The sequence below is a fragment of the Brevibacillus sp. M2.1A genome, from assembly GCF_013284355.2.
Taxonomy (GTDB): domain Bacteria; phylum Bacillota; class Bacilli; order Brevibacillales; family Brevibacillaceae; genus Brevibacillus.
The window spans coordinates 3,604,471-3,625,467 of record NZ_JABSUY020000001.1 but is presented as its reverse complement, the minus strand read 5'-3'; the positions used below and the strand labels follow the sequence as shown (position 1 = coordinate 3,625,467).

The following is a 20,997-nucleotide window of genomic DNA, read 5'->3' as shown; positions in this document are numbered from 1 at the left end:
TGATAATTTTCTGCCGATTTCAGTTTGAAAGTATCCTCCTTTCTTCTTTATTTTAGGATACTTTCATCAATTGGGAAACGAGTTTCAACAAAGAGCAGTTGCTTTATGCAAACTGCTCCTTGTCACCGTAGATTACGAAGGTTGCCGGGTTTCATCGGGCCAGTCCCTCCACCACTCTCGATAAGAATGTTCTATGAAATGTAATTTCATAGAACATTCTTTTATTTTTCTTTATTATTTATGGAAATGCAAGAATGTCGGCCCAAATCTTAATTGTCGTGGCTAGGATCAACAAGGCTAGAATGGTTTGGAGAATCCGGGTGTCCAAACGTTTGCTGACCTTTGTACCGAGCGGCGCTGCCAAGATGCTGGCGAATACCATGATCACGGATGGCCAAAACAATATATCCCCTGCCATCCATTTTCCTATGGTCGATCCAATGGAAGAAAGGAAGTTGATGGCAAGAGAGGAAGCAATCGCAACTCTTATCGGTATCCTAAGGATGATCAACATGATGGGAACCAAAATAAAAGCGCCAGCTGCCCCTACAATTCCAGAGGCACCTCCGACAATCAAAGCGGATAATACAGCTGTTGGCTTATGAAAGATCATCTCGGTCGTCTGTTCACATTCGTCCATTCGCTTTTTTGGCAGGAACATCAAGATTACAGCAATGGTGGCCAGAATGGCGTAGACGATATTGACGGCATCTGCTGAAAGATATTTTCCTCCATATCCTCCAAGCAAGCTCCCTACAATAATGGCACTTCCCATGTACACAACGAGCTGGTAATGGATAAGCTGATCTTTGCGTAGAGTCCAAACAGCAGCCAGGGTGGCAAAAAATACTTGGACGGCACTTATTCCGGATACTTGGTGAGCTGTGTAAGCAACGAATCCAAGGGCAGGCGGAATGTACAGAAGCATCGGATACTTGATGATGGAGCCCCCGATCCCGACGAGACCAGAGATAAATGATCCCGCGAAACCGATAACAAACAGTGTGATTACGAGGTCGATAGTCATAGGCTCACCCTTGCAACTCCTCGCTTCGTTTTATCCTAGTTCTACGACTGCCAAGCCGTCTCGTTGCCATTTCAATATTCCGCCGCTCAAATTCATCACTTCTTTGAATCCGTTTGCTTTCAGAATGCTGGCGCCAATAGCGGATCGGGCACCGGAACGGCACTGTACGAGAAGTGGCTTTTCGCGAAGAATCTCATCCAGCCGCACGGCGAGTGTACCGAGCATGATGTGCTGTGCATCCGGAATGTGTCCTTCCTTCCACTCAGCCAAATTACGAACATCTACTACGTGAACCTCTCCTTTTTCCACGCGGTCTGCAATCTCCAGCGGTGTTACCTCCTCGATTGTCTCGAGCGAAGACGCTTCCCTTTCCATTAACTTGCCGCAGTCGATATAGCCTGTGACATGATCAATCCCTACGGAATGCAGGGCTTGCAAAATCTCGTCCAGCTCATCTGGGTTGGCCAGAATGTGAACCGGGCGATTGTAATCGACAATCCAGCCCGCCCAGTTGGCAAATGATTTGTTAAAAGGAATGTGAAGAGTTCCCGCCAGATGCCCCTTCGCAAATTTCTGAAAAGGACGCGTATCGATCAGCTGTCCGTTTTCCACCGATTCCTTGACCGCTTCAAGCGAGTTGAACTCTTGAACAACGGGGAGTTCCTTGAGCAAAGCAGGGCCTTCCTTATTCACGCGTTTCATCACTGCAAAATACGTTGGCGGCTCTGGTTGTCCATCAAGGAGTGCCTGAACGAATTCCTCTTCACTAGAGTGTGACATCGCCCAGTTAAAGAGCTTTTCGTAGCCGACGGTAGAAGACGGCACGGCCCCCAGTGCTTTCCCGCAAGAACTTCCTGCGCCATGAGCTGGCCATACCTGCATATAATCCGGCAGTTGCTTGAATTTTTGGAGGGACTGGAACATGTCTCGTGCACCTGACTCGGACGTACCCTTCATTCCCGCCGCTTTTTCGAGCAAATCCGGTCTGCCGATATCGCCGACAAAGACGAAATCTCCCGTGAAGATCCCGATGGGGCGATCTGCATTCCCTCCAAGGTCAGTCAAAAGGAAGGAGATGCTCTCAGGCGTATGGCCAGGCGTATGCATAACTTCAAATAGCAAGTTTCCGATAAAAAAACGATCTCCATCGTGGACAAGCTGATGGTCCAAACCCTCCAAGTATTGATATTTCCAGTCTTCATCGCCCTCATTGGATAAAAACAGCTTCGCTTGGTGAACTGCCCCCAATTCCCTCGCACCAGATACAAAATCAGCGTGAATGTGGGTTTCCGTGGCGGCTACAATGGTAACTCCCTCTGCTTTGGCGACTTGAAAATAAGGAGCCAGATTACGGGCAGGATCGATCACAATCGCCTCCCCGGTTTTTTGGCAGCCAACCAGATAGGATGCATGGGCCAATTTCTCATCAAAAAAGTAACGCAATAACATGGTTCATTCCTCCCTTTACAACATCTCTTATTCGTTTAATTTTTCCGCGAGAACTTCGAGAAGCGCCACGGAAACAGATTCGCTTTTACGCTCGGCTCGCACTTTTGCTTTTTGGAAGACAGCCACGCCATACTCTACTTGCGTGGACACATTTACATCAATCCTTTAAGCATGCCATTCCAATAAAGGATGGGAAGCAGTTCTCTTTTCATCAGGTACATACTGAATCTCTCTTTGGATTGGTCAAAAGGAAAGGTTTCACACGGTGTCAGGTTGTAATCAAATTCGGCTAGCACGAGTTTGTTGTACCCCGTTACGAGTGGGCAGGATGTATAACCGTCATACTTGGCAGCCAATGGAGTCCCATTGATCAGCGCGAGCAGGTTTTTCTCGACGACTGGTGCCTGTTTGCGAATCGCAGCTCCAGTTTTGGACGTGGGAAGATTCGTGCAATCGCCAATACCGAAAATAGTGGGAAACCTTGTGTGCACAAGTGTAAATGGATCGACATCCACCCAACCTCCTGTGTCTGCCAATGCGCTGTTTGCAATGAAATCGGGCGCTTTCATGGGAGGGGTCACATGAAGCATGTCATACTTCCATACTTCCTGCTCTTTGGTTTCCAGCTTCTCGAATACAGCTTCTTTCGTATCCGCCCGCACTTCCAATAGGTTGTGCTTGTATCTCGTTTCGATGTTCTTTCGACGAATGACGTTGTTGAGGGTATTAGCATACGTTGGAACGTCAAAAATACTTCCCTTTGCCGATGCAAAAATGATCTGTGACTGATTGCGAACTTGTAGCTTGCGAAAGTAGTCATCGGCCAAATACATGATTTTCTGAGGGGCCCCGCCACACTTTACGGGTGAATTCGGGTGGGTAAAAATGGCAGTACCGCCTTTAAAACTCCGGATGGCTTCCCATGTACTTTCAACCGTTTGGTATGCGTAGTTGCTGCAAACACCGTTTTTCCCAACGGCATCCTTCAAGCCCTTTACCCCTTCCCAATCTAGTTGCAGACCGGCAGCAACAACGAGGTAGTCATAGGAAAAGACGGCCCCCTGTTTCGTATGAAGCGTATGTTGTTCTGGTTGAAACATGGTGACCGCATCGCAAATCCAGTCGACGCCTGCGGGAATCAGTGCAGAGAGATCACGCTCGGATTTCTCCTTTTTTGCAGCACCACCTCCGACTAATGTCCACAAAGGCTGATAATAATGCTTGGATGCGGGATCGATGATGGCGACTTGTCCTCTGAGCCTTTTGGAAGCCCGGACGAGACGGGCAGCAACAGAGATACCGGCTGAGCCTGCTCCCACGATGACAACCGTATAGTGTACTTGTTTTGCCATAGTTCCTCCTTCGACGACGATATGGTTTCCAAGTGTACGATGATGGTTCTTAAGGTGTAGTCTCTCTATTCAGTTTATTCGCCTGTCCTTTTTTCCATATAGGGGAAGTCCCCTACTTTTTGATCTATGCAAATTAAAACGCCAAATCGAGATATCTATTTTTTATGGCGTATTGGATCAATTGATGCTTAGAATCCAGTCCTAGTTTCTGCATGATATTCGTTTTGTGGTTCTCCACAGTTTTGACACTGATCAACAGCTTATCTGCTATTTCCTTATTGGTATAGCCAAGCACAATGAGTCTGACTAGCTCCTTTTCACGTAGCGTTAAAACAGAAGGTATCGTTTTGGCATCCGATTTCAGCCATAGATTAATGATCTCTTGCGATACAGAAGTCTTGTAAAAGCGCTTGCCTCTGTAAACCTCCACAATGGCTTGATACAGCAGCTCTCCATGGCTGTTTTTTAAAATGTATCCATGGGCTCCGACGGTGATGGCTTTCTGGACAAAAATCTCCTCGTCATGCATGGTCAAGATGACGATTTTCGCGAAAGAATTCGACTTGCGAATCTCATTGCTCGCGGTAAACCCATCCAGCCCATTCGGCAATGACAAATCCATGAGCACTACATCGGGTTTTAGCTCATTGGCTTTCAGGATGGCATCATTGCCTGTGTGACTCTCTCCGACAATTTTAATTTGAGAGTAACTTTCGAGAAGCACACGCAATCCCTTCCGAATCATCGTGTGATCATCAACCAAAAGCACCCGTATCACTCTACTCCCCCTCCCTGTCCTACTACCGTTACCTTGATCGAAGTACCTTCGTGAAGCACGGATTGAATCTGAAGAGTCCCCTCCATTTGATCCACTCGTTCTTCCATATGTTTGAGGCCCAGACCAACTTGAACCTGATCGCGCACAAATCCAATTCCATTGTCCTGAATCAGCAAAGTCAGTAGGTCGTCCTCCTTGTACAAGATCACCTCAATGAGTGTCGCCTTCGCGTACTTCAGTGCATTATGTAAGCTTTCCTGGATGACACGGTACAGATTGATTTCCAAGTTTGGCTGAAAATGATCTCTGACATTACTGTAGGAAAAGGTAATGGAAACATCCTGATGTGCTTTGTTCAAGCTGGAAACCAGATGCCGTACCGTAGGAATCAGACCCAGTTGATCGAGACTATGCGGACGCAGCTGTAGAGAATACAGCTTGACGTCTTGTATCGCTTTTTCCAGCTCATTCACGATCTCTTGCATGAAGTCCCGGAATTGTCCTTTCTCGTTGAGGCGCGCTTGAATCGCTTGAATGCCTACCGAAACGGAATACAAGGATTGTCCTACGCCGTCGTGCAGCTCACGGGCCAGGCGCTTATGTTCATTTTCTTGAGCTTCTAGCGTTTTTTGCAGCACCTGCTTGGAGATTCTGACCTCCTCTTCTTTTTTCTTGACCGTCATATCTTTTAAAACTAATAGGACATCCTGCATGTTTTGTTCACCATTTTCATAGATGACAGCCGTGCTCATCTCCATGTCTACGTACCGTCCTTCATAGGTAGGCATCGCAGAAAGAAAATAGGGAACCTCCCGTTTGGCGAGCAAATAACATCGTTCTTCTCCCGGTTCCAACTCTCTGTTTTGGCAGTAGGAGCAGAACGGGACCTTTTCTCCTCGTTTCCAACCGGTCATTTTCTCTGCGGATGGGTTCATTACCATGATTTTTCGTTCCTGATCCATGAGAATAATCCCGTCCTGCAAGTGGTCGAAGATTTGTTTCAGGTACCCGTTATCCATCGCCTTTCCTTCATCGCCAGAGCGTTCAAAACAAGTCGGACTTTGATCCATTATTGGTCCTCCATACTGAAAGATATTGGGATCATTTCCCCTATGACCCAATCGTAAAAGACGGGGAGCACCTTTCAAATAGGTACCTTCCCCTATCTTTTGTGACGCTAAATGATGGTCAAATAGATACTGTGCTGTGCTTTGGCATCTGCGTATGAAAAAGCCGAGTAAACGCTAGGTATCATCTCCTAACATGTACTCGGCTTGCCACCTGAATATTTTCCTCCGTGCCCAAAGACGATCTACGGATAACCGTTTTCTTGCTTCCACGATTGAGCTTCAGCAATGAACATCATCGGTTTTATTGTAATCCAACAGAAGCTTTGCTTCGTTCATAGGCAAAAATGATCATCGTCACACCTAAGATTGCACAAATCATATACATAAAGGAATAAGAGAAATGATCAGCAACTGGCCCCATGATGACTCCTCCCAGAGAAACACCCAAATCGGCCATAGCTATGAATAACCCGATTAACACATTGCGATCCGTCTTTGGTAGAACAAATGTCAAATACGTCGTTAACGTTGGATAAAGAAGGGCTTGAGCAATTCCCATTAATATGGCCCCTACGTAGAGAAAGGCTGCTCCACCCACGCTAGAAAAGCTTACACTTAACGCCGCTACCGCAAGAATGAGCATAATTCCCATCATAAACGAGGAACGCCACTTGCCGTCTGATGGAATTTTTTTTCTCAACACAAACCGTGATAATACGACGGTACCCGCTTGAAGCATCAGGAAAATTCCCGCATTCCCGTAGTTGATTTGTACAGCGTACAGCGGTATAAAGGTTGTCACAGCTCCAAATATAATGGATGCCACCAGCATCAGGACGCTGCATTTACATAAATACGGGTTTTTGACCAATTGGCTCACGGAACCAAGCATGGTTGCTCCCTGTTCAGTCTGACCCGGATCAGGCTCAGCTACTTTTTTGTCGATGCTGGCGCTATAACCCACTACTCCTGTAAGGATCGCAATGGTGACCATGGCAACTGTAAAATATGAGCTATCCCCCGCTTGCCAGATGCCTAAAGCGAGTAGAGGGCCAATAATACCAGGCAAATAAGCACATAAGGAATACAGAGAGATCCCTTGTGAACGATCCTTGTCCGGCAACGCATCAATAATCCCTAGCTGTAAGGCCATGGAGAAAAAAGCGGTACACATCCCTTGCAGAATTCGGGCAACAATAAACCCCTCTAATTCAGTAAACGTATATAAAATGAGAGCCGCTCCATTGAAAATAAGAATCGTGCGGAGCACTTTGATTGGTCCATGTTTTTGGATGATATGGCCTGCCCACGGCCGAAAAAACATGGTTGTAAACAGATACGCTCCCATAACGACTCCAATTGTTGTATTGGTCGCACCCAACTCTGCACCCTTTAACGGAATAATGACATTCAGAATAGAGTTCGCACTAAAATACAAAAGAGTCAATATGTATAATCGTAAAAATGGCCAAGACAGAGCCCCTCTCATAGCTCTTGCTCCTCCCTCTGATCCTCTGCTCACTCTCATTGCCAATTCCTTTAAGCAATAGTCATTTGCAGCAGTTTCTTCGTATAGGCGGATTGAACATCTTTTAATTCTTCAACCCTCACAATCTCTTCGATCTCACCATTTCGTATGATCATGACTCTGTCGCAAATATAGGCGGCAGCCTGTATATCATGAGTGATGAAGATATAGCCAATCTTGTAACGTTTTCTCAAGTCTTTTAGTAAATCAAGCACTTGCATTTGCACAGACCCATCCAATGAACTGATTGCTTCATCGAATAGAATGCATCTCGGTTCCGTTGAAATGGCTCTCGCTATGCATACCCTCTGAGCCTCCCCCCCTGATAGCTCATGAGGATATTTCTTTCGATAGGAAGGATCCAACCCTACTTGACTTAATAAATGATCAATCTCGCTTCGAACATCTTTTCGTCCCCTTCTTTTCATTTGCAAAGGCTCCCGAATGGCATCCTCAATCGTATATAATGGATTGATCGAAGAAGTGTAATCTTGAAATACAGCGCTGATATTCCCTGTTCTTACTTTTCGATCCTCTACTTTTTTGCCCTCAAACAAGATGGTACCTCGATCAGGCTTTTCTATCCCCAGGAGCAATCTTCCTAATGTCGATTTACCACTTCCGCTTTCTCCGATGATGCCGAGACACTCCCCAGACTTGCATTCGAAGCTAATGTTACTCAACACTTGCTCTCTTTCCCTTGAGAACAATCCGCCTTTTCTGTATGATTTCTCTACACACTCAACGCTCAGCAATACTAACTCCTCCCATGACCCTCTTAAAATGTTGATTCATCGCCAGCTTCGTGGAGAGCAAGTAGCGGGTATAGGTATGCTGCGGTTCAGAGAAGATGGCTTGGGTCATCCCGTTTTCAACAATTTCTCCTTCTTTCATGACGAGAACCTCATCTGCCATTAATTTGACAATCCCTAAATCGTGAGAGATGAAGATCATCGAGCAGCCCATTCGATCGCGCAATTGCAGGAACTGTTCAACCACTTCGAACTGCGAGATTGTATCGAGTGCTGTCGTGGGTTCATCCGCAATCAGAATGTCAGGCTCCAATACGATAGCCAGCGCAATCATGACCCGCTGCAGCGTTCCACCCGACAACTGGTGGGGATACTTATTCATTACCTCTATCGGGTCTTTCAGCATGACGCTTTCCATGGCATTTTTCATTTTGGTTGTGATTTCGTCACGGCTCCATCCAAAATGCTCCACTAGCGTTTCCTTTAAATGAACGCCCACCACGCAAGAGGGATCAAAGGCACGCATGCCATTCTGTAAAATCATACAAAGCTGCTTTCCCCTCTTTTTCCTCATCTCCTGTTCTGAGAGCTCCATGAGGTTTTCTCCTCGTAATAGAATGTCTCCCGATTGGCGAAGCCCGGCCTTATTCAATCTCATGATGGCCTTGCACGTAACCGACTTCCCGCTTCCGCTTTCTCCAACAATGGCCAGACAGCTTCCCTGCTTCACATGAAAGGAACTGTTTGGAACGATCACTTGATCATTGCGGCTGTCCCAGATTTTCAGGTTATTTACCTCCAAAATGTTCATCTCCCGGTTGCCACCCCTTTTCCTTCGAGCTTCACGGCAGAGGCTCTTATTAACCCTTGCTGGTTATAGGTAGAAGTCATCAATTTGGGATCTAAAGCAACTTGAAGCGTATCAGACAAATAGTTAATGGCCGATACGACGATCACGATGGTCAAACCGGGTGCTAGCATGAATTCCGGGCGGGAAAACATGACGTCTCTCGCTTCATTCAACATCATGCCCCACTCTGCTTCCGGTGCTTGAATGCCTAAACCGAGGAAAGAGAATCCCGATATTTGCAAAATCATCGAACCGAAGGAGCTGCTTGAAATGACAGCAATGTCGGGCAATGCAACCGGAATCATGTGCCTGATCATGATTCCCATATTGCTTGCGCCGATTGCCTTTGAGAATTTTACATAGTCGGATTCCGCATATTGCATGACTGACGCTCTGATGATTCGAGCAAACCACGCCCATTTCATCAATACAAAGGCGATGATTACATTTTCAAAGCCTACTCCCAAAATGCCGATAATCGCCAGGGTCATGACATATCCCGGAAAAGAAAGGATTACATCGCAAACACGCATCAAGAAGGCATCTGTTTTTCCACGAAAGTAACCCGCAAGAACCCCTACAATTGACCCAATCAATACAGATAGGAGCAGCGCAGCGAAGACCCATAGCATGCTGGGACGAATCGCGTAAATGAGTCTGGATAAAACGCATCGCCCTAAGTGGTCGTTGCCCAAGAGATACTCCCATGATGCGGATGCAAATCGAAGCTCCATATGTACTTCTGCGGGATCATGCGGTGCAACGAAAGGTGCAAATATCCCAGCCATTGCTGTAAGCGAGATAATGGATAAGGATAGGACAGCAACCTTGTCTTTCCACACATTTTGTAATCGATTCATCTATAGACCATCCCTTATTTTGGGTTTCAATGCCGCATTGATGATGTCGGAAACGGTGTTGAACAGAATAAAAGCGACTGCCAACACAAGGACATAGGCTTGAATGATCGGAAAATCCCTGCTTAAAATGGATTTGACGCTTAGCGTACCGAGTCCCGGCCAAGCAAAGATGTTTTCCACGACGACTGTGCTTCCCAAAATGATGGGAATCGCCATGCAAAATACGGAAATGGCCACCTGCAATGAATTTCTGAGAATGTGCATCGCGATCTTTTTCTCCGATAAGCCGCATGCCCTTGCGTAGAGAACATAGTCTTCATTCATGTTGCTTAACATGGAACTTCTGATGATTCGAAAATAGATGCCAGCATAGCTGATTGTAATCACAACAACGGGCAATACATAGCTTTTGTACGATTCCATTCCGCTTGTCGGAAGCAAATCCAGCTTGACGGAAAAATACCAGATCAGCAGAGCGGCGAGCCAATAGGACGGCATCGATGTCAGGAAAAATGAAACGCCTCTGACTGATTTGTCCACCCATTTGCCTGCGTTCAATGCGCATGCCACTCCCAAAACGATGGACAGCGAAACGATGGCAAAGGCCGAAACCAACGTCAGCTTTAATGTGTGGAAAAAGGCTGGTCCTAGCATAGACCACACGGGTTTTCCCGTTATGTATGAATCTCCAAAATCAAGCTGCAAGCATGAAGCAACCCAGTTTACGTACCGGGTCAAAAAGGGTTGGTCCATCCCAAGTTTCGCTCTGGTTTGCGCAAGTAACTCATCCGTTATTGTGGGGATGCCTTGCGAATGCAGGACCACTTCGGCAGGATCCATGGGAGATAGATGAATGAAAGAAAACGTTACAAACGATACGATCAGGACCAAAGGAATCGATAGCATGAACCTTTTGATGATATAGCTACCCATGGCATGCTCCTTTTTTCCGTATTTATTCAAAGTACATCCGCTCAAATGGAAGCTCGAATTGCGTTTGCTTAAACGAGATACCCTGCAGGTTTTTGGGAGCCAGGATCGTGACTCTTCCATTCGTAATCGGAATAAATACGGCTTCCTCATGGACCATGGTCAAAATATCGGTATATAACGATTTTCTATGTTCCTCATCAGTCGTCACCATGACTTCTTCTATTTTTTTATAGAGCTCATCAGCTTGCGCGATGCCTCTTGTCGAATGGTAATAGGAAGACTTGGAGGTAAAAGCAGCGATTGTGCTCTGCGGATCATACGCGAGTCCCCATGTTTGATTAAAAAGCAGGTCATAGTCACCTGTAGACCTTCTGTTCGCAATCGAAGATGACTCCTCGCCAATAATCTCCAGATGAACCCCAATCCTTTTTACCGTATTTTGAATCAATTCAGCCTGCGTTTTTTGCGTGGACGAATTTACATCATAATAGAGCTTCACTGTTAATGGCTTTCCGTTTTTCGTTCTGAATTCGCCCGCATTCCCGATAACCCAGCCTTCCTCCTCCAAAATCTTCTTCGCTTTTTCCAAATCGTACCCCCGCTTCTCTAATTTCACGTTGGCGTAATTCACATTCGAAGAGAAAAGGGTATACGCTGGTTGTTCCGTGCCTTCAAATATTTGTTTGCTGATGGTCTCTCTGTCAATCGCATGCCAAAACGCTACGCGTACAGCCTTTTCATATACAGGGCTCTCTGTTTTGCTGCTATTGGCGACAATTATGCCTGTGTTCATTGGTTGACTGCGAATGATTTGGTGTTCACCTGATTCAACAAATTGATTCATGGCTGCCACATCGAGACTATTAGCTCCTCGATCATCCGTAAATACAAAGTTGACTTCTCCCTTTTGCAGTGCCAAGAAAGTAGTTTCTCCTGCGGGAAGTACTTTGGCTGTGATTTTCTTCACTTTAGGTGGGCCACCCCAATAATTTTCATTCGTTTCAAATACGGCATACTGATCGACTTTATGCTCAGTGAGCTTATAGGGACCCGTTCCGTTATAACCACTAACACCATCTTTGGTTCCCCCGTTCACAAAATTTTTTGGCGAGATGAATACATAAGGTCTTGTCATCGACAATTCGACCAGAGTCGGGTAGTACGGTTCGGATAAGACCAGTTCAACCGTATACTCATCGAGTACATTGCAGGCCACGATCTTTGTTGATAGCTTGATCCAGGAATGCTTGCTTGCATTGCTTTGCACCGCTTCGATATTCTTTTTTACTGCTTCCGCATTAAACAGCTCTCCATCATGAAACGTCACGTTTTTTCTCAAATGAAACGTGTACACTTTTCCATCTTCGGAAACTTCCCAAGATTCAGCCAACGAAGGTTTGATCCCATCTTCTGTATTTTCCACCAACGATTCGTACACCATCCCTTGAGCTGGCATGGAGCCGGAATAAAAATGTGGGTTCATATCGTTAATATCTTTCGAAGTGGCATACACGATCTCTTTCCCTTTATTGGTTGACTCCGTTTTTTCCATATCACCGTTACTGCAGCCAACCAGCAGAACGACGGAGACCATGAAAGTCCTTAATAAAGATCCCATTCTTCTTGTCATACCATTTCCTCCAGAAAATACGTGTTAGTATGGTTTCTTTGATCCGATACCCTTTTCGATCTCACTACATATCATTTTCAAATCTTCTGCAAAGCTTTGCACAACGAACGCATCCGATAACTGTTCACCCTTACGTGTTCGCGCAGCTTCCGAAATTTTACTCTCGTACGTTTCAATGAATGTATCAATTGTCGGGCAGCTGATATCTATGTATCTTGCAATGCCCTGAATCATTTTTATCCGATAGTAATCTTCCTTTGGCATGCGCGGGATATCCCAATACCCTTCTTTATTCATAAATATTTTCTGGATGGGGACAGCAGAAAAATCGAAGTATCTACCATCTGAATCTGGCTCCGAAAAAGGATCAATCAACAGTGAGGTATATCGAATGAACAATAAATACTCTTGATGAATCGTTTCATACTGAACGAAGTTTTCGATATCATCACGTGATAGACTTTCCAGCCTGACCGGATAGTTGTCATCTGTCATGAACTTTAGCAAATTGAGCCCTTTTATATTGAGCTTTTCCACCACTTTGGTAATCTCTTTCCATTGAGCCAGCATATCGCGTATGAGATATTGCGTGATGGGGCCCTCTGGAAACATTTTGTATACGTACTTTTTGATTGGTTCCTCTCCAAATATCACACGAAGGGAGAAAGCATTCATAAACAGTGGCGGATGCACGTATAGCGATATGTTTCGCGTTTCCGCTTCGATAGGAGAGTCCATGACTTCCAACTGAATACCTACTTGCTCAAATAACTCACAAAGTCTTTTTACATTCGGGGAGAAAGAGCGCGTCGAGCCGATGTAAAGCTTTTTCTTAACCCCTGTCGTAATCACTCGATTTGAAGGCTTATCATGGAACCAGCGTGTATCGCCAAGGTATGTAGAAAAACTGATAATCTCCGCATTCGAACCAATCCTGTTTAAATAATGGCGTAGTAAACTGTTGGAACCAAAGGTGGGAGAAACCAAAACCATGCACGTTATTCGTTGTAAAACCTGATCATTTATTTGTTGTAAAACCTCTGTATATGCATCTGTTGTGACAGATAATATGAAGGTATCCCATTCCCCTGTAACGCTCCCGTATCCATGGAATACATGATCGATTTGGCATTCGCCTTCCATCTTTTGATGCTTTTCATTTTGAATATCTGCGCGAATTTGCTGACTGCTTAGCTTAAGTGCAGTAAAGAATGATTTGGAACGGACAGACTCACGCCCAACGACCCCGACGCAACAATTCCAATGTTTTTTAAGCATGACAGCCATTTGAATGGAAGCAGGACCTGTTCCCAATAGCAAGATTCGTTTCATATCACCCATAGAAACCTCCTTTTAAGATCAGCATGCAGCCGATGCTTTTTTGTACAACGCGATATCAAATACATGCTCGGGACGCAAGATGGTTTCAATCAGCCTCCATTTCCGCAGATCTACCTCTCTCATCGGGTAGTTAAAAAGGGATTTCATTTGATTGCCGTATCGCATCGCCACGATCACTTGGTCATTTGTCAATGGATGTAATTGTTCCAGGAGATCATACTTATTTGCAACCGTTGAACTAAAGATGATATGGGTTGCATCCTTCGTCATATCAAGTCGTTCCACAAACTCTTTCTCCAAGCGGATAGACAATCCACTTCCCAGCCTTTCTACAACACTCCGCCCTAGTTCGATGGCCTCCTCATCAATGTCGATACCAACTACTTCTGCTCCAGTCCGCTTCGCAATCAATAATGGCGTCATGGGAAAGGAACCTGAGCCTACCATCAACACCTTTGAATCAACAGTAACTTGAAAACTCCCAAATTCTTTTTCAATACAAGATTCTATGTTTTGAAAGTAGTCGGTCTTATCGTCAATCCCTTTTAGCAGCTTCAGCGCACGATATTTCTCCATAATCGCAACGCAAATCGCCGACGATTTCCTTGCATTCTCCACAAGCTGGTTCAATTGGTTTGCGATTGGCTGTTCTATCTGCTCCCAGGCTTCTTTGTTTCTTTCATCCGTTATGAAAGTAGAATACTCATCGATGATCGTCTCTAACTCCGAGCTGTAATGGATGGTACCGTCATATCGATCGGCTAAATGGGTGAACCTTTCTAGAAATGCAGTCAACTGTTGATGCAACTGTTCTGGTCTATTCATTCCGTTCTCCCCTTGCTATCTTGAATCTCGATGAATGCTTTGCCTTGTGCCACGATTCCGACTGCACCCTCTATTTTGAGACTTGTTACTTCTTCTTTTTGCCAAGAGGCCGTTACATGAATCGTGCCTCCCGGTTGCCTGATGTGAGCAGCAATATCGCCTTGCTTTTTCCAAGCCAGATAGGCCCCAAGTGAAGCAGTACCTGACCCACAGCCGTTTTCCCAGATCATGCTATCTAATGACGGAACAAAGATAAGTGGAGCCAATTCATTCGAAGCTGGCTGATACAATAGCACCCCGATTAAACTCACCCCTACAGTTACTCCAAGCAGCTTGGCTAAAGATTCCGCACGTTTTCTTACCGCCTCACTGAACTGGTCTACTTCAATCACGATGTGAAAGAAATCTTGATACCTCACAATCACCATGTTTATTTCGTCGCCATCATAGTTGACTGACTGCTGCTCGATTTTTTTGGGAAGAGGCATCGAAACTTGGCAGTAATATTCGTCTTTAATTCTTTTCACTTGACAAACAACGAAATGATCTGTGCCGGAAGCTTCCAAAACAATTTCGGTCAAATCATGATGCTGTAGACCATTTTCATGCGCGATAAGCAACGCTAATGCCATGCATGCGTTGCCGCAAAACTCACCCCCAGCCATTTGTAGATGTGCTGCTGCTCCATGATTATTCGGTTTTTCAATAAAACCCACTTGTTCAGCATGGACACTAGCGTAGGACATCATTTTTGAGGCGATGTGCGTATACTCTTCAGCTGGATGATCGTTTTTCACAAGAATGGTCATATTTTGTGTGGGATTAAACTTTATAAAATCGATTTCCCGTTTCATCTCAACCTACCCTCTTACCATATTTTTGATAAAAAGCTAATGACCTTAGATTAATCGTAATCATTACGATTTAATGTTTAAAAAAATAAACCGTAATGATTACGATTATTATCGAGTAAATCATAACCACAATTTGGGTGTCTGTCAACGGTAGACTTGTCGTTCTTTATTCCTTTTCTCGAACTCGATCACCCTTCCAGGGATGCGCTCTAGTATTTTCTAGTAGGATTTTTACATTTATACAAGAAGAATACCTTGACTTAACAAAGTGGAACAGGTAATCTTTACCCGCACCACAAACGGATTTTATCGTACAGAAAGGTTGTATTGACTTCATGGCGTTATCTCAAACTACTACCAAGAAACAGGTCAACAAGGAAAAGTCTTCTATCTCATTGCTCTCTCTTACCGTCGGTTCTTTTGCCATTGGGATGACGGAATTTGTCATTATGGGGCTTTTGCCGAATGTTGCAGAGGATTTGAATGTCAGTATTTCATCTGCGGGACAACTCATTACCATGTATGCTCTGGGGGTAGCCGTCGGCGCACCGATCCTGACAGTCCTCACCCATCGGATTCCCCAAAAGAAGCTACTCTGTCTCCTTATGATTCTATTTATTCTCGGGAACGGAATCTCTGTGTTTGCTCCCAACTACGAAATACTGATGGGAGCACGCCTGATCACCGCTTTGACGCACGGGACGTTCTTTGGGGTTGGGGCTGTTGTAGCCTCCAGTCTTGTAAGTCCTGACAAACGTGCCGCAGCCGTTTCCATTATGATGGCAGGTCTGACGATTGCTAATATTATTGGTGTGCCTCTGGGGACTTTCATTGGTCAACACATGGGATGGCGGGCCTCGTTTGGCTCTATTGCGATCATGGGAATGATAGCACTGATCGGAATACTCATTTTCGTCCCAAACATCCGGCAAGAAAATACGGGGAGTATCACTGGGCAAATTACTGCCCTACTCAAGCCGAAGCTTCTTCTATACCTCTTGATCGGAGCGCTAGGCAATGCAGGTTTATTCACCGTATTTACGTATATAACGCCACTGCTGACGCAAATTACCGGTTTTGCTGAGTATCATGTAACGTGGATTCTTGTCCTCTTCGGCTGTGGTGTGACCATCGGCAATATCGTGGGCGGAAAGCTTGCGGATTGGAAGCTGATGCCCTCCATTCTCGGACTTTACTTAACAATATGCATCATTCTGACGCTGTTTACGTTTACCCTGTATAGTCCCATAGCTGCCATATTGACCATCTTTCTTTGGGGAGCTGCTTCTTTCGCTGTATTTCCAGGGCTGCAAGTACGGGTGATGAATCTCGCTCAGAATGCACCAGCACTTGCTTCTACCTCCAGTCATTCTGCCGGAAATCTAGGAAATGCTACTGGCGCTTTCATTGGTGGATGGGTGATTACACATCTTGATATAACCTCCCTCCCATGGGTCGGTGCGATGCTCGTAGGAATGGGTCTGATTTTGGGAATCGCATCCTATCTGGCTGAACGCAAGCCGCAACAAAGTTGAAAAGGGTACTCAGTATGAGCACCCTTTTTTCTTTTACCCTGTTTTTGCTGTTCCGTACGGTTTTGCCAAAATTCGTTCCCACATCGGAATAAACTGCTTGATCAGCGGTCCAATGGCAAGGGCCGTCACAAATGTCCCCACCGAAACAGGCCCGCCAAGTAACAAGCCCAACACCATGACCGTGCACTCTATACCGATCCTGACTTTACCGATGCCCCATCCCATTCGTTCATGTAATGCTAACATAAAACTGTCACGTGGACCTGCTCCCAATCGTGGTGATATATACATCCCTGTTCCGATCGTATAGATAAGCAGACCGACAACGAACAAAATAGCTCGTTCTACAACCGTCTCTCCTGTAGGAATCAAGTTCAGCCACATAAAAATGTCAATAAACAGCCCAAAGAAAAACATGTTTAAAAACATACCCACGTTAGGCCGGATCTTGCCAATGATGTAGGAAGCGAGAATGATCATGGCTCCCACGATCTGCGACCATATGCCGATGGTCAGTCCAAATGTCTTCTGTAATCCAATATGCAGTGTATCCCATGGCGCAACACCTAAATGAGCCTCAATCATCATGCCTATGCCAAACGCCATAACCGCCAGTCCAATCATAAACACACTGTATCGAACTACAAGCGGATGAAGCAGAAACTTCCTCCACATGAATTTCTCCCCCTCTAATTATTCTGACTTTTCCAACGCGCGTAGGTGGAGATTTGGTGAATGCTACCTTATCAAAAACGATTTGCGAATTCATAAGAATCACCTTCCTATTTCGAAATGGGAAACATGATTTCTACGATGGTACCCTGGTTGATCTCACTTGAGATGGTGATGGTTCCTTGATGATCTTTCATTATTTTATTGCTGACAAGTAAACCTAAGCCTGTTCCTTTCTCTTTCGTGGTATAAAACGGTTCACCGAGCCTGGGCAGCAGTTCTTGGGAAATGCCACATCCATTGTCGGTAAAACGTATCAGCACTTGGTTATTAGGTAGACATGTGGTTTCTATGATGATTATGCCATTCGTCGTGATAGCATCGAGGGAATTCTTCAATATATTGATAAAGACTTGTTTTACTTGATTTTCTTCTCCATTAATCGCTATCGGAAAATCACTGAATATTGTGTTGATTGTAGTGTTGTTGAGATTTGCTTCTGATTCAAGAAACTTTACCACGCTTTCAATGAGCGGGTGTAAAAGAATCCGCTTCACATTCAGCGTTTGCGGTTTGGCCAATACAAGTAGCTCACTCACAATAAAGTTGATTCGATCTAACTCGGACATCATAATGTCTGTATAAGTAGCGCCCCCCGATAGTGTTGGCCGCAAATATTGGATAAAGCCTTTCAATGCCGTAAGCGGATTTCTTATTTCGTGCGCGATACTTGCAGCCAATTCACCGATGACGGACAACTTCTCTGTTCTGCGGAGAAGTTCTTCATTTTGTTTCCTCTCCGTTATGTCACGTGTAATGTTGATGAAGTATTGATTTCCGCCATCCGAGCTAAAAAACGGCATCCCTCTTGATTCGAGGTAGATCCATTTCTCGTTTTCCAGTTTGTATCGATACTCACATGTAACCGGGATATCGAACTGAATCATCGTGGAAAATCGCTCACAGACGAGTGCTGCATCTTCTGGATGTATGTTCTCAAAAATAATATGGCTCGTACCTAATTTCTTCACATGGGAAGGTGAACTATATGATACGTGACCGTACTTATCCATCACGGAAATGAAGTCCGCCGTGTGTTCGGCAATGAAGCGATATTGTTCCTCGCTCTTGCGCAAGGCTTCTTCGGAGTGTTTCCGCTCGGTGATATTGCGTGAAACGAATAGAAAGCTATCAATCTCTTTGTTCTCAGACATAATCGGAACACAACGTGACTCCCAATACACCCACGATCCATTTTTATGACGTAATCGAATCTCCATTTGAACATTTTGGGGATGCATAGAGATTAAGGAACGCAGATCTTTCACGGTTTTTACATCATCAGGGTGAATGAGATCAAAACTATTCGTTTGAAGAAATTCATCCTGAGTGTATCCCAAGTGGTGTTCGATAGAAGGAGATACAAAAAGATTATTCATGTGTACATCATACTGACAAATAACATCACTCGTATGTTCTACGAGGATGCGGTACTTTGCCTCGCTTTTCACAAGTGCTTCTTCCGCCATTTTGCGGTCCGTTATATCTCTGGCGATGACTGAAGTGCCTACAATCGTACCTTCTGTATCTCTTATAGGGGAAGCGGTTAGACCAACCTGAACGATCTCGCCATTTTTTCGTTGACGCACGGTCTCATAGCCCGTTATATTTTTTCCTGCAAATTTAATCTCGTGGAAAATCTCCTTTGTCTCGTTAATGAGATCTTCAGGTACAAGACAGTACGGGTCATTCAGGAGATCTTGATATGTCCAACCATAGATTTTTTCAAAAGCACTATTCAAAAAAAGTATATTACCCTGCATGTCCCTAATTGAAATCGCGTCCGTAGTCGTTTCAACAAGTGACTGAAGCAGCTCTTTCATGTTGAACTGTTCTTGTCTAAGGTTGATTCGCTGAGCTTCTTTATCCATAGGTTTATACCTTCCTTAAATGAAGATTGTGAATAATGTTAATATTCTATGCCCGTTGAAAATATCCTTGAGAAAATATCTATCCCACTAAAAAAATCCCGCCCCTTAAAAAGGAGCGGGATATTCTGGCACCATTTCTTATTGAGGGCTTTGCTCAGAAGCCATGGCACTGGCTTTTGTCTCATGAACGGTGCCAAAGGGATGTTGCGGTGGCGCATAGATGGAATATACCTTAAGCGGCGTATTGCCTGTATTGATGACATTGTGCCATGTGCCCGCGGGAACCATGATGGCATCGTTATCATTGACTCTTCGTTCAAAATCTAAATGATCTTGGCGATCACCCATCCGAACCAGTCCTTGACCTTCTTCCACTCGGATGAATTGATCTGTATTCGGATGGTTTTCTAAACCAATGTCGTCTCCAACATTTATGCTCATTAGCGTCACCTGCAAGTGCTTCCCTGTCCATAATGCCGTACGAAATGTGTTGTTTTGCTTTGTGGCTTGCTCAATATTCACGACAAAAGGCTTTGGTCCATAATCTCTCAATTCGATGGTATTCTGATAACGATTCCCATTCGCATGGCCCCAGTTGTAATAATGAGGGCTCCACCCATAGTGAAAATGGTTGTTATTCCAGCCGGCAAGCACGGGATAATACCCTTGATGATAATGGTAATAGTTGTTGTACATCTCAATCTCCTCTCCAGTGTAAAGGATTTACCCTTTAGCCTATGTAGCTACCTGATGACAGGTAACTATGCCGAAGAGCAACTTCAGATGGTACTACACAACCATCACATTCTTCCTTGCCTTTATTGTCGTTATGCTTGGTGGCCGGTCATCCTTTCACGGGTATCAATTTCCACGCCGGATAATCGTTTGCTAAAGGTCGCTCGCCAATTTGAGGACAGTTCTTCTACTTCCAACAGATTCTTCATGCCATCGATATTGTCTTTTTCTTGATGCATGATTCGGTTTGCATACGATACAGTTACTGCCTTTGGATGGCGCGAGAGCCTTGTCAACACATCTGAATGCGATACCAGCCCTTCTTTCAACACGCGAAAATAGAAGCCGGTATAGCCTGTCTCCTGTACCTTAAGCAGCATTTCAGGTACACCGTATCGTACAGACAATTTGTAACAGGGCTGTCTCGGTTGACTCACCTGTACGACCGCTTCCCCTAGCTGAAAGGTATCACCGATACAAACATCCGTTTCTACTAATCCTCGGATCGTCAAATTTTCTCCGAAGGCACCGATTGGAAGCTCCGTCTGTAATTCAGCCTCCCAAAATGGGTAGTGCTCATAGGGATAGACGCATACAGCCTTTTCTTTCCCTCCATGGTGGACAAGATCTGCTTGCCCATCTCCCTCCAAGTTCAAAAAGGATAAATATAGAGCCTTTGTGGTCGGGGTTTTGTAAATACCGGTAGAAACCTCTTTGTTTTGATACGGTACCTGTTTGGGTTTCCCTACATTTATCGAAAGGATTTCGATATTCACAAGCGATCACCTCATACTTTCATGAAAATGTATATTGTGCAGTACATTCATATAAATTCATAATGGTTTATTCTATAATGATAGGAAAATCCTATTATT

The 20,997-nt window shown here is 44.8% G+C and carries 20 protein-coding genes and 1 riboswitch; of the genes, 1 reads left to right on the top strand and 19 read right to left on the bottom strand.

Annotated features, from left to right (window positions below; genetic code table 11):
• Positions 1 to 60 precede the first annotated feature (60 nt).
• Positions 61 to 187: riboswitch (SAM riboswitch) on the bottom strand.
• A gap of 51 nt (positions 188 to 238) precedes the next feature.
• The 15 genes from HP567_RS17735 to HP567_RS17670 all read right to left on the bottom strand — a co-directional run bounded on the left by HP567_RS17735 (position 239) and on the right by HP567_RS17670 (position 15,249).
• Positions 239 to 1,027 carry a sulfite exporter TauE/SafE family protein gene (locus tag HP567_RS17735; RefSeq protein WP_173609207.1) on the bottom strand — a complete coding sequence of 263 codons (789 nt, stop codon included), beginning with the start codon at positions 1,025 to 1,027 and terminating at the stop codon, positions 239 to 241.
• 30 nt (positions 1,028 to 1,057) lie between these two features.
• On the bottom strand, positions 1,058 to 2,476 hold the full coding sequence (locus tag HP567_RS17730; RefSeq protein WP_173609208.1) for an MBL fold metallo-hydrolase: 1,419 nt from the start codon (positions 2,474 to 2,476) through the stop codon (positions 1,058 to 1,060).
• A gap of 27 nt (positions 2,477 to 2,503) precedes the next feature.
• A complete protein-coding gene (locus HP567_RS29850) occupies positions 2,504 to 2,626 on the bottom strand; it encodes a hypothetical protein (protein ID WP_255675804.1) in 123 nt (40 codons plus the stop codon).
• A gap of 2 nt (positions 2,627 to 2,628) precedes the next feature.
• Positions 2,629 to 3,828: an FAD/NAD(P)-binding oxidoreductase gene (locus HP567_RS17725; RefSeq protein ID WP_173609209.1), complete on the bottom strand. Its 1,200-nt coding sequence runs from the start codon at positions 3,826 to 3,828 to the stop codon at positions 2,629 to 2,631.
• A gap of 133 nt (positions 3,829 to 3,961) precedes the next feature.
• On the bottom strand, positions 3,962 to 4,606 hold the full coding sequence (locus tag HP567_RS17720) for a response regulator (protein ID WP_173609210.1): 645 nt from the start codon (positions 4,604 to 4,606) through the stop codon (positions 3,962 to 3,964).
• Positions 4,603 to 5,676, bottom strand: a complete 1,074-nt coding sequence (locus tag HP567_RS17715) for a PAS domain-containing sensor histidine kinase (protein WP_173609211.1) — start codon at positions 5,674 to 5,676, stop codon at positions 4,603 to 4,605. The genes HP567_RS17720 and HP567_RS17715 overlap by 4 nt, the downstream gene beginning before the upstream one ends.
• Before the next feature lie 301 nt (positions 5,677 to 5,977).
• The gene (gene cntE / locus HP567_RS17710; protein ID WP_173609212.1) at positions 5,978 to 7,165 is read right to left on the bottom strand and encodes a staphylopine family metallophore export MFS transporter CntE; all 1,188 of its coding nucleotides are present in this window, start codon (positions 7,163 to 7,165) and stop codon (positions 5,978 to 5,980) included.
• 50 nt (positions 7,166 to 7,215) lie between these two features.
• Entirely contained in the window at positions 7,216 to 7,959 is a 744-nt protein-coding gene (locus tag HP567_RS17705) for an ABC transporter ATP-binding protein (protein ID WP_173609213.1), read from the bottom strand.
• Positions 7,946 to 8,767 (bottom strand): staphylopine uptake ABC transporter ATP-binding protein CntD, encoded by an 822-nt coding sequence (gene cntD / locus HP567_RS17700; RefSeq protein WP_173609214.1) that lies wholly within the window; start codon positions 8,765 to 8,767, stop codon positions 7,946 to 7,948. The genes HP567_RS17705 and cntD overlap by 14 nt, the downstream gene beginning before the upstream one ends.
• The gene (cntC, locus tag HP567_RS17695) at positions 8,764 to 9,666 is read right to left on the bottom strand and encodes a staphylopine uptake ABC transporter permease subunit CntC (protein ID WP_173609215.1); all 903 of its coding nucleotides are present in this window, start codon (positions 9,664 to 9,666) and stop codon (positions 8,764 to 8,766) included. The genes cntD and cntC overlap by 4 nt, the downstream gene beginning before the upstream one ends.
• Entirely contained in the window at positions 9,667 to 10,599 is a 933-nt protein-coding gene (opp1B, locus tag HP567_RS17690; RefSeq protein WP_173609216.1) for a nickel/cobalt ABC transporter permease, read from the bottom strand.
• Between the two features lie 22 nt (positions 10,600 to 10,621).
• A complete protein-coding gene (cntA, locus tag HP567_RS17685; protein WP_173609217.1) occupies positions 10,622 to 12,229 on the bottom strand; it encodes a staphylopine-dependent metal ABC transporter substrate-binding lipoprotein in 1,608 nt (535 codons plus the stop codon).
• 24 nt (positions 12,230 to 12,253) lie between these two features.
• Positions 12,254 to 13,570: an opine metallophore biosynthesis dehydrogenase gene (locus HP567_RS17680; RefSeq protein WP_173609218.1), complete on the bottom strand. Its 1,317-nt coding sequence runs from the start codon at positions 13,568 to 13,570 to the stop codon at positions 12,254 to 12,256.
• 18 nt (positions 13,571 to 13,588) lie between these two features.
• Positions 13,589 to 14,395, bottom strand: coding sequence for a methyltransferase domain-containing protein (locus HP567_RS17675; protein WP_173609219.1), 807 nt, complete (start codon positions 14,393 to 14,395; stop codon positions 13,589 to 13,591).
• The gene (locus tag HP567_RS17670; protein ID WP_173609220.1) at positions 14,392 to 15,249 is read right to left on the bottom strand and encodes a diaminopimelate epimerase; all 858 of its coding nucleotides are present in this window, start codon (positions 15,247 to 15,249) and stop codon (positions 14,392 to 14,394) included. The genes HP567_RS17675 and HP567_RS17670 overlap by 4 nt, the downstream gene beginning before the upstream one ends.
• A 335-nt stretch (positions 15,250 to 15,584) precedes the next feature.
• Between HP567_RS17670 and HP567_RS17665 the strand changes: the two genes are divergently transcribed.
• Positions 15,585 to 16,784 (top strand): MFS transporter, encoded by a 1,200-nt coding sequence (locus HP567_RS17665; protein ID WP_173609221.1) that lies wholly within the window; start codon positions 15,585 to 15,587, stop codon positions 16,782 to 16,784.
• A gap of 33 nt (positions 16,785 to 16,817) precedes the next feature.
• Here HP567_RS17665 and HP567_RS17660 read toward each other — a convergent pair whose 3' ends face one another.
• The 4 genes from HP567_RS17660 to HP567_RS17645 form a co-directional block, all read right to left on the bottom strand.
• Complete coding sequence (locus HP567_RS17660) at positions 16,818 to 17,459, bottom strand: YczE/YyaS/YitT family protein (RefSeq protein WP_173609222.1); 642 nt, start codon at positions 17,457 to 17,459, stop codon at positions 16,818 to 16,820.
• A gap of 107 nt (positions 17,460 to 17,566) precedes the next feature.
• Complete coding sequence (locus HP567_RS17655) at positions 17,567 to 19,339, bottom strand: PAS domain S-box protein (protein ID WP_229088058.1); 1,773 nt, start codon at positions 19,337 to 19,339, stop codon at positions 17,567 to 17,569.
• A 186-nt stretch (positions 19,340 to 19,525) separates the two neighbouring features.
• On the bottom strand, positions 19,526 to 20,083 hold the full coding sequence (locus tag HP567_RS17650; protein ID WP_173609224.1) for a cupin domain-containing protein: 558 nt from the start codon (positions 20,081 to 20,083) through the stop codon (positions 19,526 to 19,528).
• A gap of 131 nt (positions 20,084 to 20,214) precedes the next feature.
• Positions 20,215 to 20,898 carry an MOSC domain-containing protein gene (locus HP567_RS17645; protein WP_173609225.1) on the bottom strand — a complete coding sequence of 228 codons (684 nt, stop codon included), beginning with the start codon at positions 20,896 to 20,898 and terminating at the stop codon, positions 20,215 to 20,217.
• Between the last annotated feature and the right edge of the window lie 99 nt (positions 20,899 to 20,997).

Bases quoted from the DNA above. Each gene is read 5' to 3' on its own strand.
- HP567_RS17735 (WP_173609207.1), bottom strand. From the start codon at position 1,027: ATGACTATCGACCTCGTAATCACACTGTTTGTTATCGGTTTCGCGGGA.
- HP567_RS17730 (WP_173609208.1), bottom strand. From the start codon at position 2,476: ATGTTATTGCGTTACTTTTTTGATGAGAAATTGGCCCATGCATCCTAT.
- HP567_RS17725 (WP_173609209.1), bottom strand. From the start codon at position 3,828: ATGGCAAAACAAGTACACTATACGGTTGTCATCGTGGGAGCAGGCTCA.
- HP567_RS17715 (WP_173609211.1), bottom strand. From the start codon at position 5,676: ATGGATCAAAGTCCGACTTGTTTTGAACGCTCTGGCGATGAAGGAAAG.
- cntE (WP_173609212.1), bottom strand. From the start codon at position 7,165: ATGAGAGGGGCTCTGTCTTGGCCATTTTTACGATTATACATATTGACT.
- cntD (WP_173609214.1), bottom strand. From the start codon at position 8,767: ATGAACATTTTGGAGGTAAATAACCTGAAAATCTGGGACAGCCGCAAT.
- cntC (WP_173609215.1), bottom strand. From the start codon at position 9,666: ATGAATCGATTACAAAATGTGTGGAAAGACAAGGTTGCTGTCCTATCC.
- opp1B (WP_173609216.1), bottom strand. From the start codon at position 10,599: ATGGGTAGCTATATCATCAAAAGGTTCATGCTATCGATTCCTTTGGTC.
- cntA (WP_173609217.1), bottom strand. From the start codon at position 12,229: ATGACAAGAAGAATGGGATCTTTATTAAGGACTTTCATGGTCTCCGTC.
- HP567_RS17680 (WP_173609218.1), bottom strand. From the start codon at position 13,570: ATGGGTGATATGAAACGAATCTTGCTATTGGGAACAGGTCCTGCTTCC.
- HP567_RS17675 (WP_173609219.1), bottom strand. From the start codon at position 14,395: ATGAATAGACCAGAACAGTTGCATCAACAGTTGACTGCATTTCTAGAA.
- HP567_RS17670 (WP_173609220.1), bottom strand. From the start codon at position 15,249: ATGAAACGGGAAATCGATTTTATAAAGTTTAATCCCACACAAAATATG.
- HP567_RS17665 (WP_173609221.1), top strand. From the start codon at position 15,585: ATGGCGTTATCTCAAACTACTACCAAGAAACAGGTCAACAAGGAAAAG.
- HP567_RS17660 (WP_173609222.1), bottom strand. From the start codon at position 17,459: ATGTGGAGGAAGTTTCTGCTTCATCCGCTTGTAGTTCGATACAGTGTG.
- HP567_RS17655 (WP_229088058.1), bottom strand. From the start codon at position 19,339: ATGAAAGAGCTGCTTCAGTCACTTGTTGAAACGACTACGGACGCGATT.
- HP567_RS17650 (WP_173609224.1), bottom strand. From the start codon at position 20,083: ATGTACAACAACTATTACCATTATCATCAAGGGTATTATCCCGTGCTT.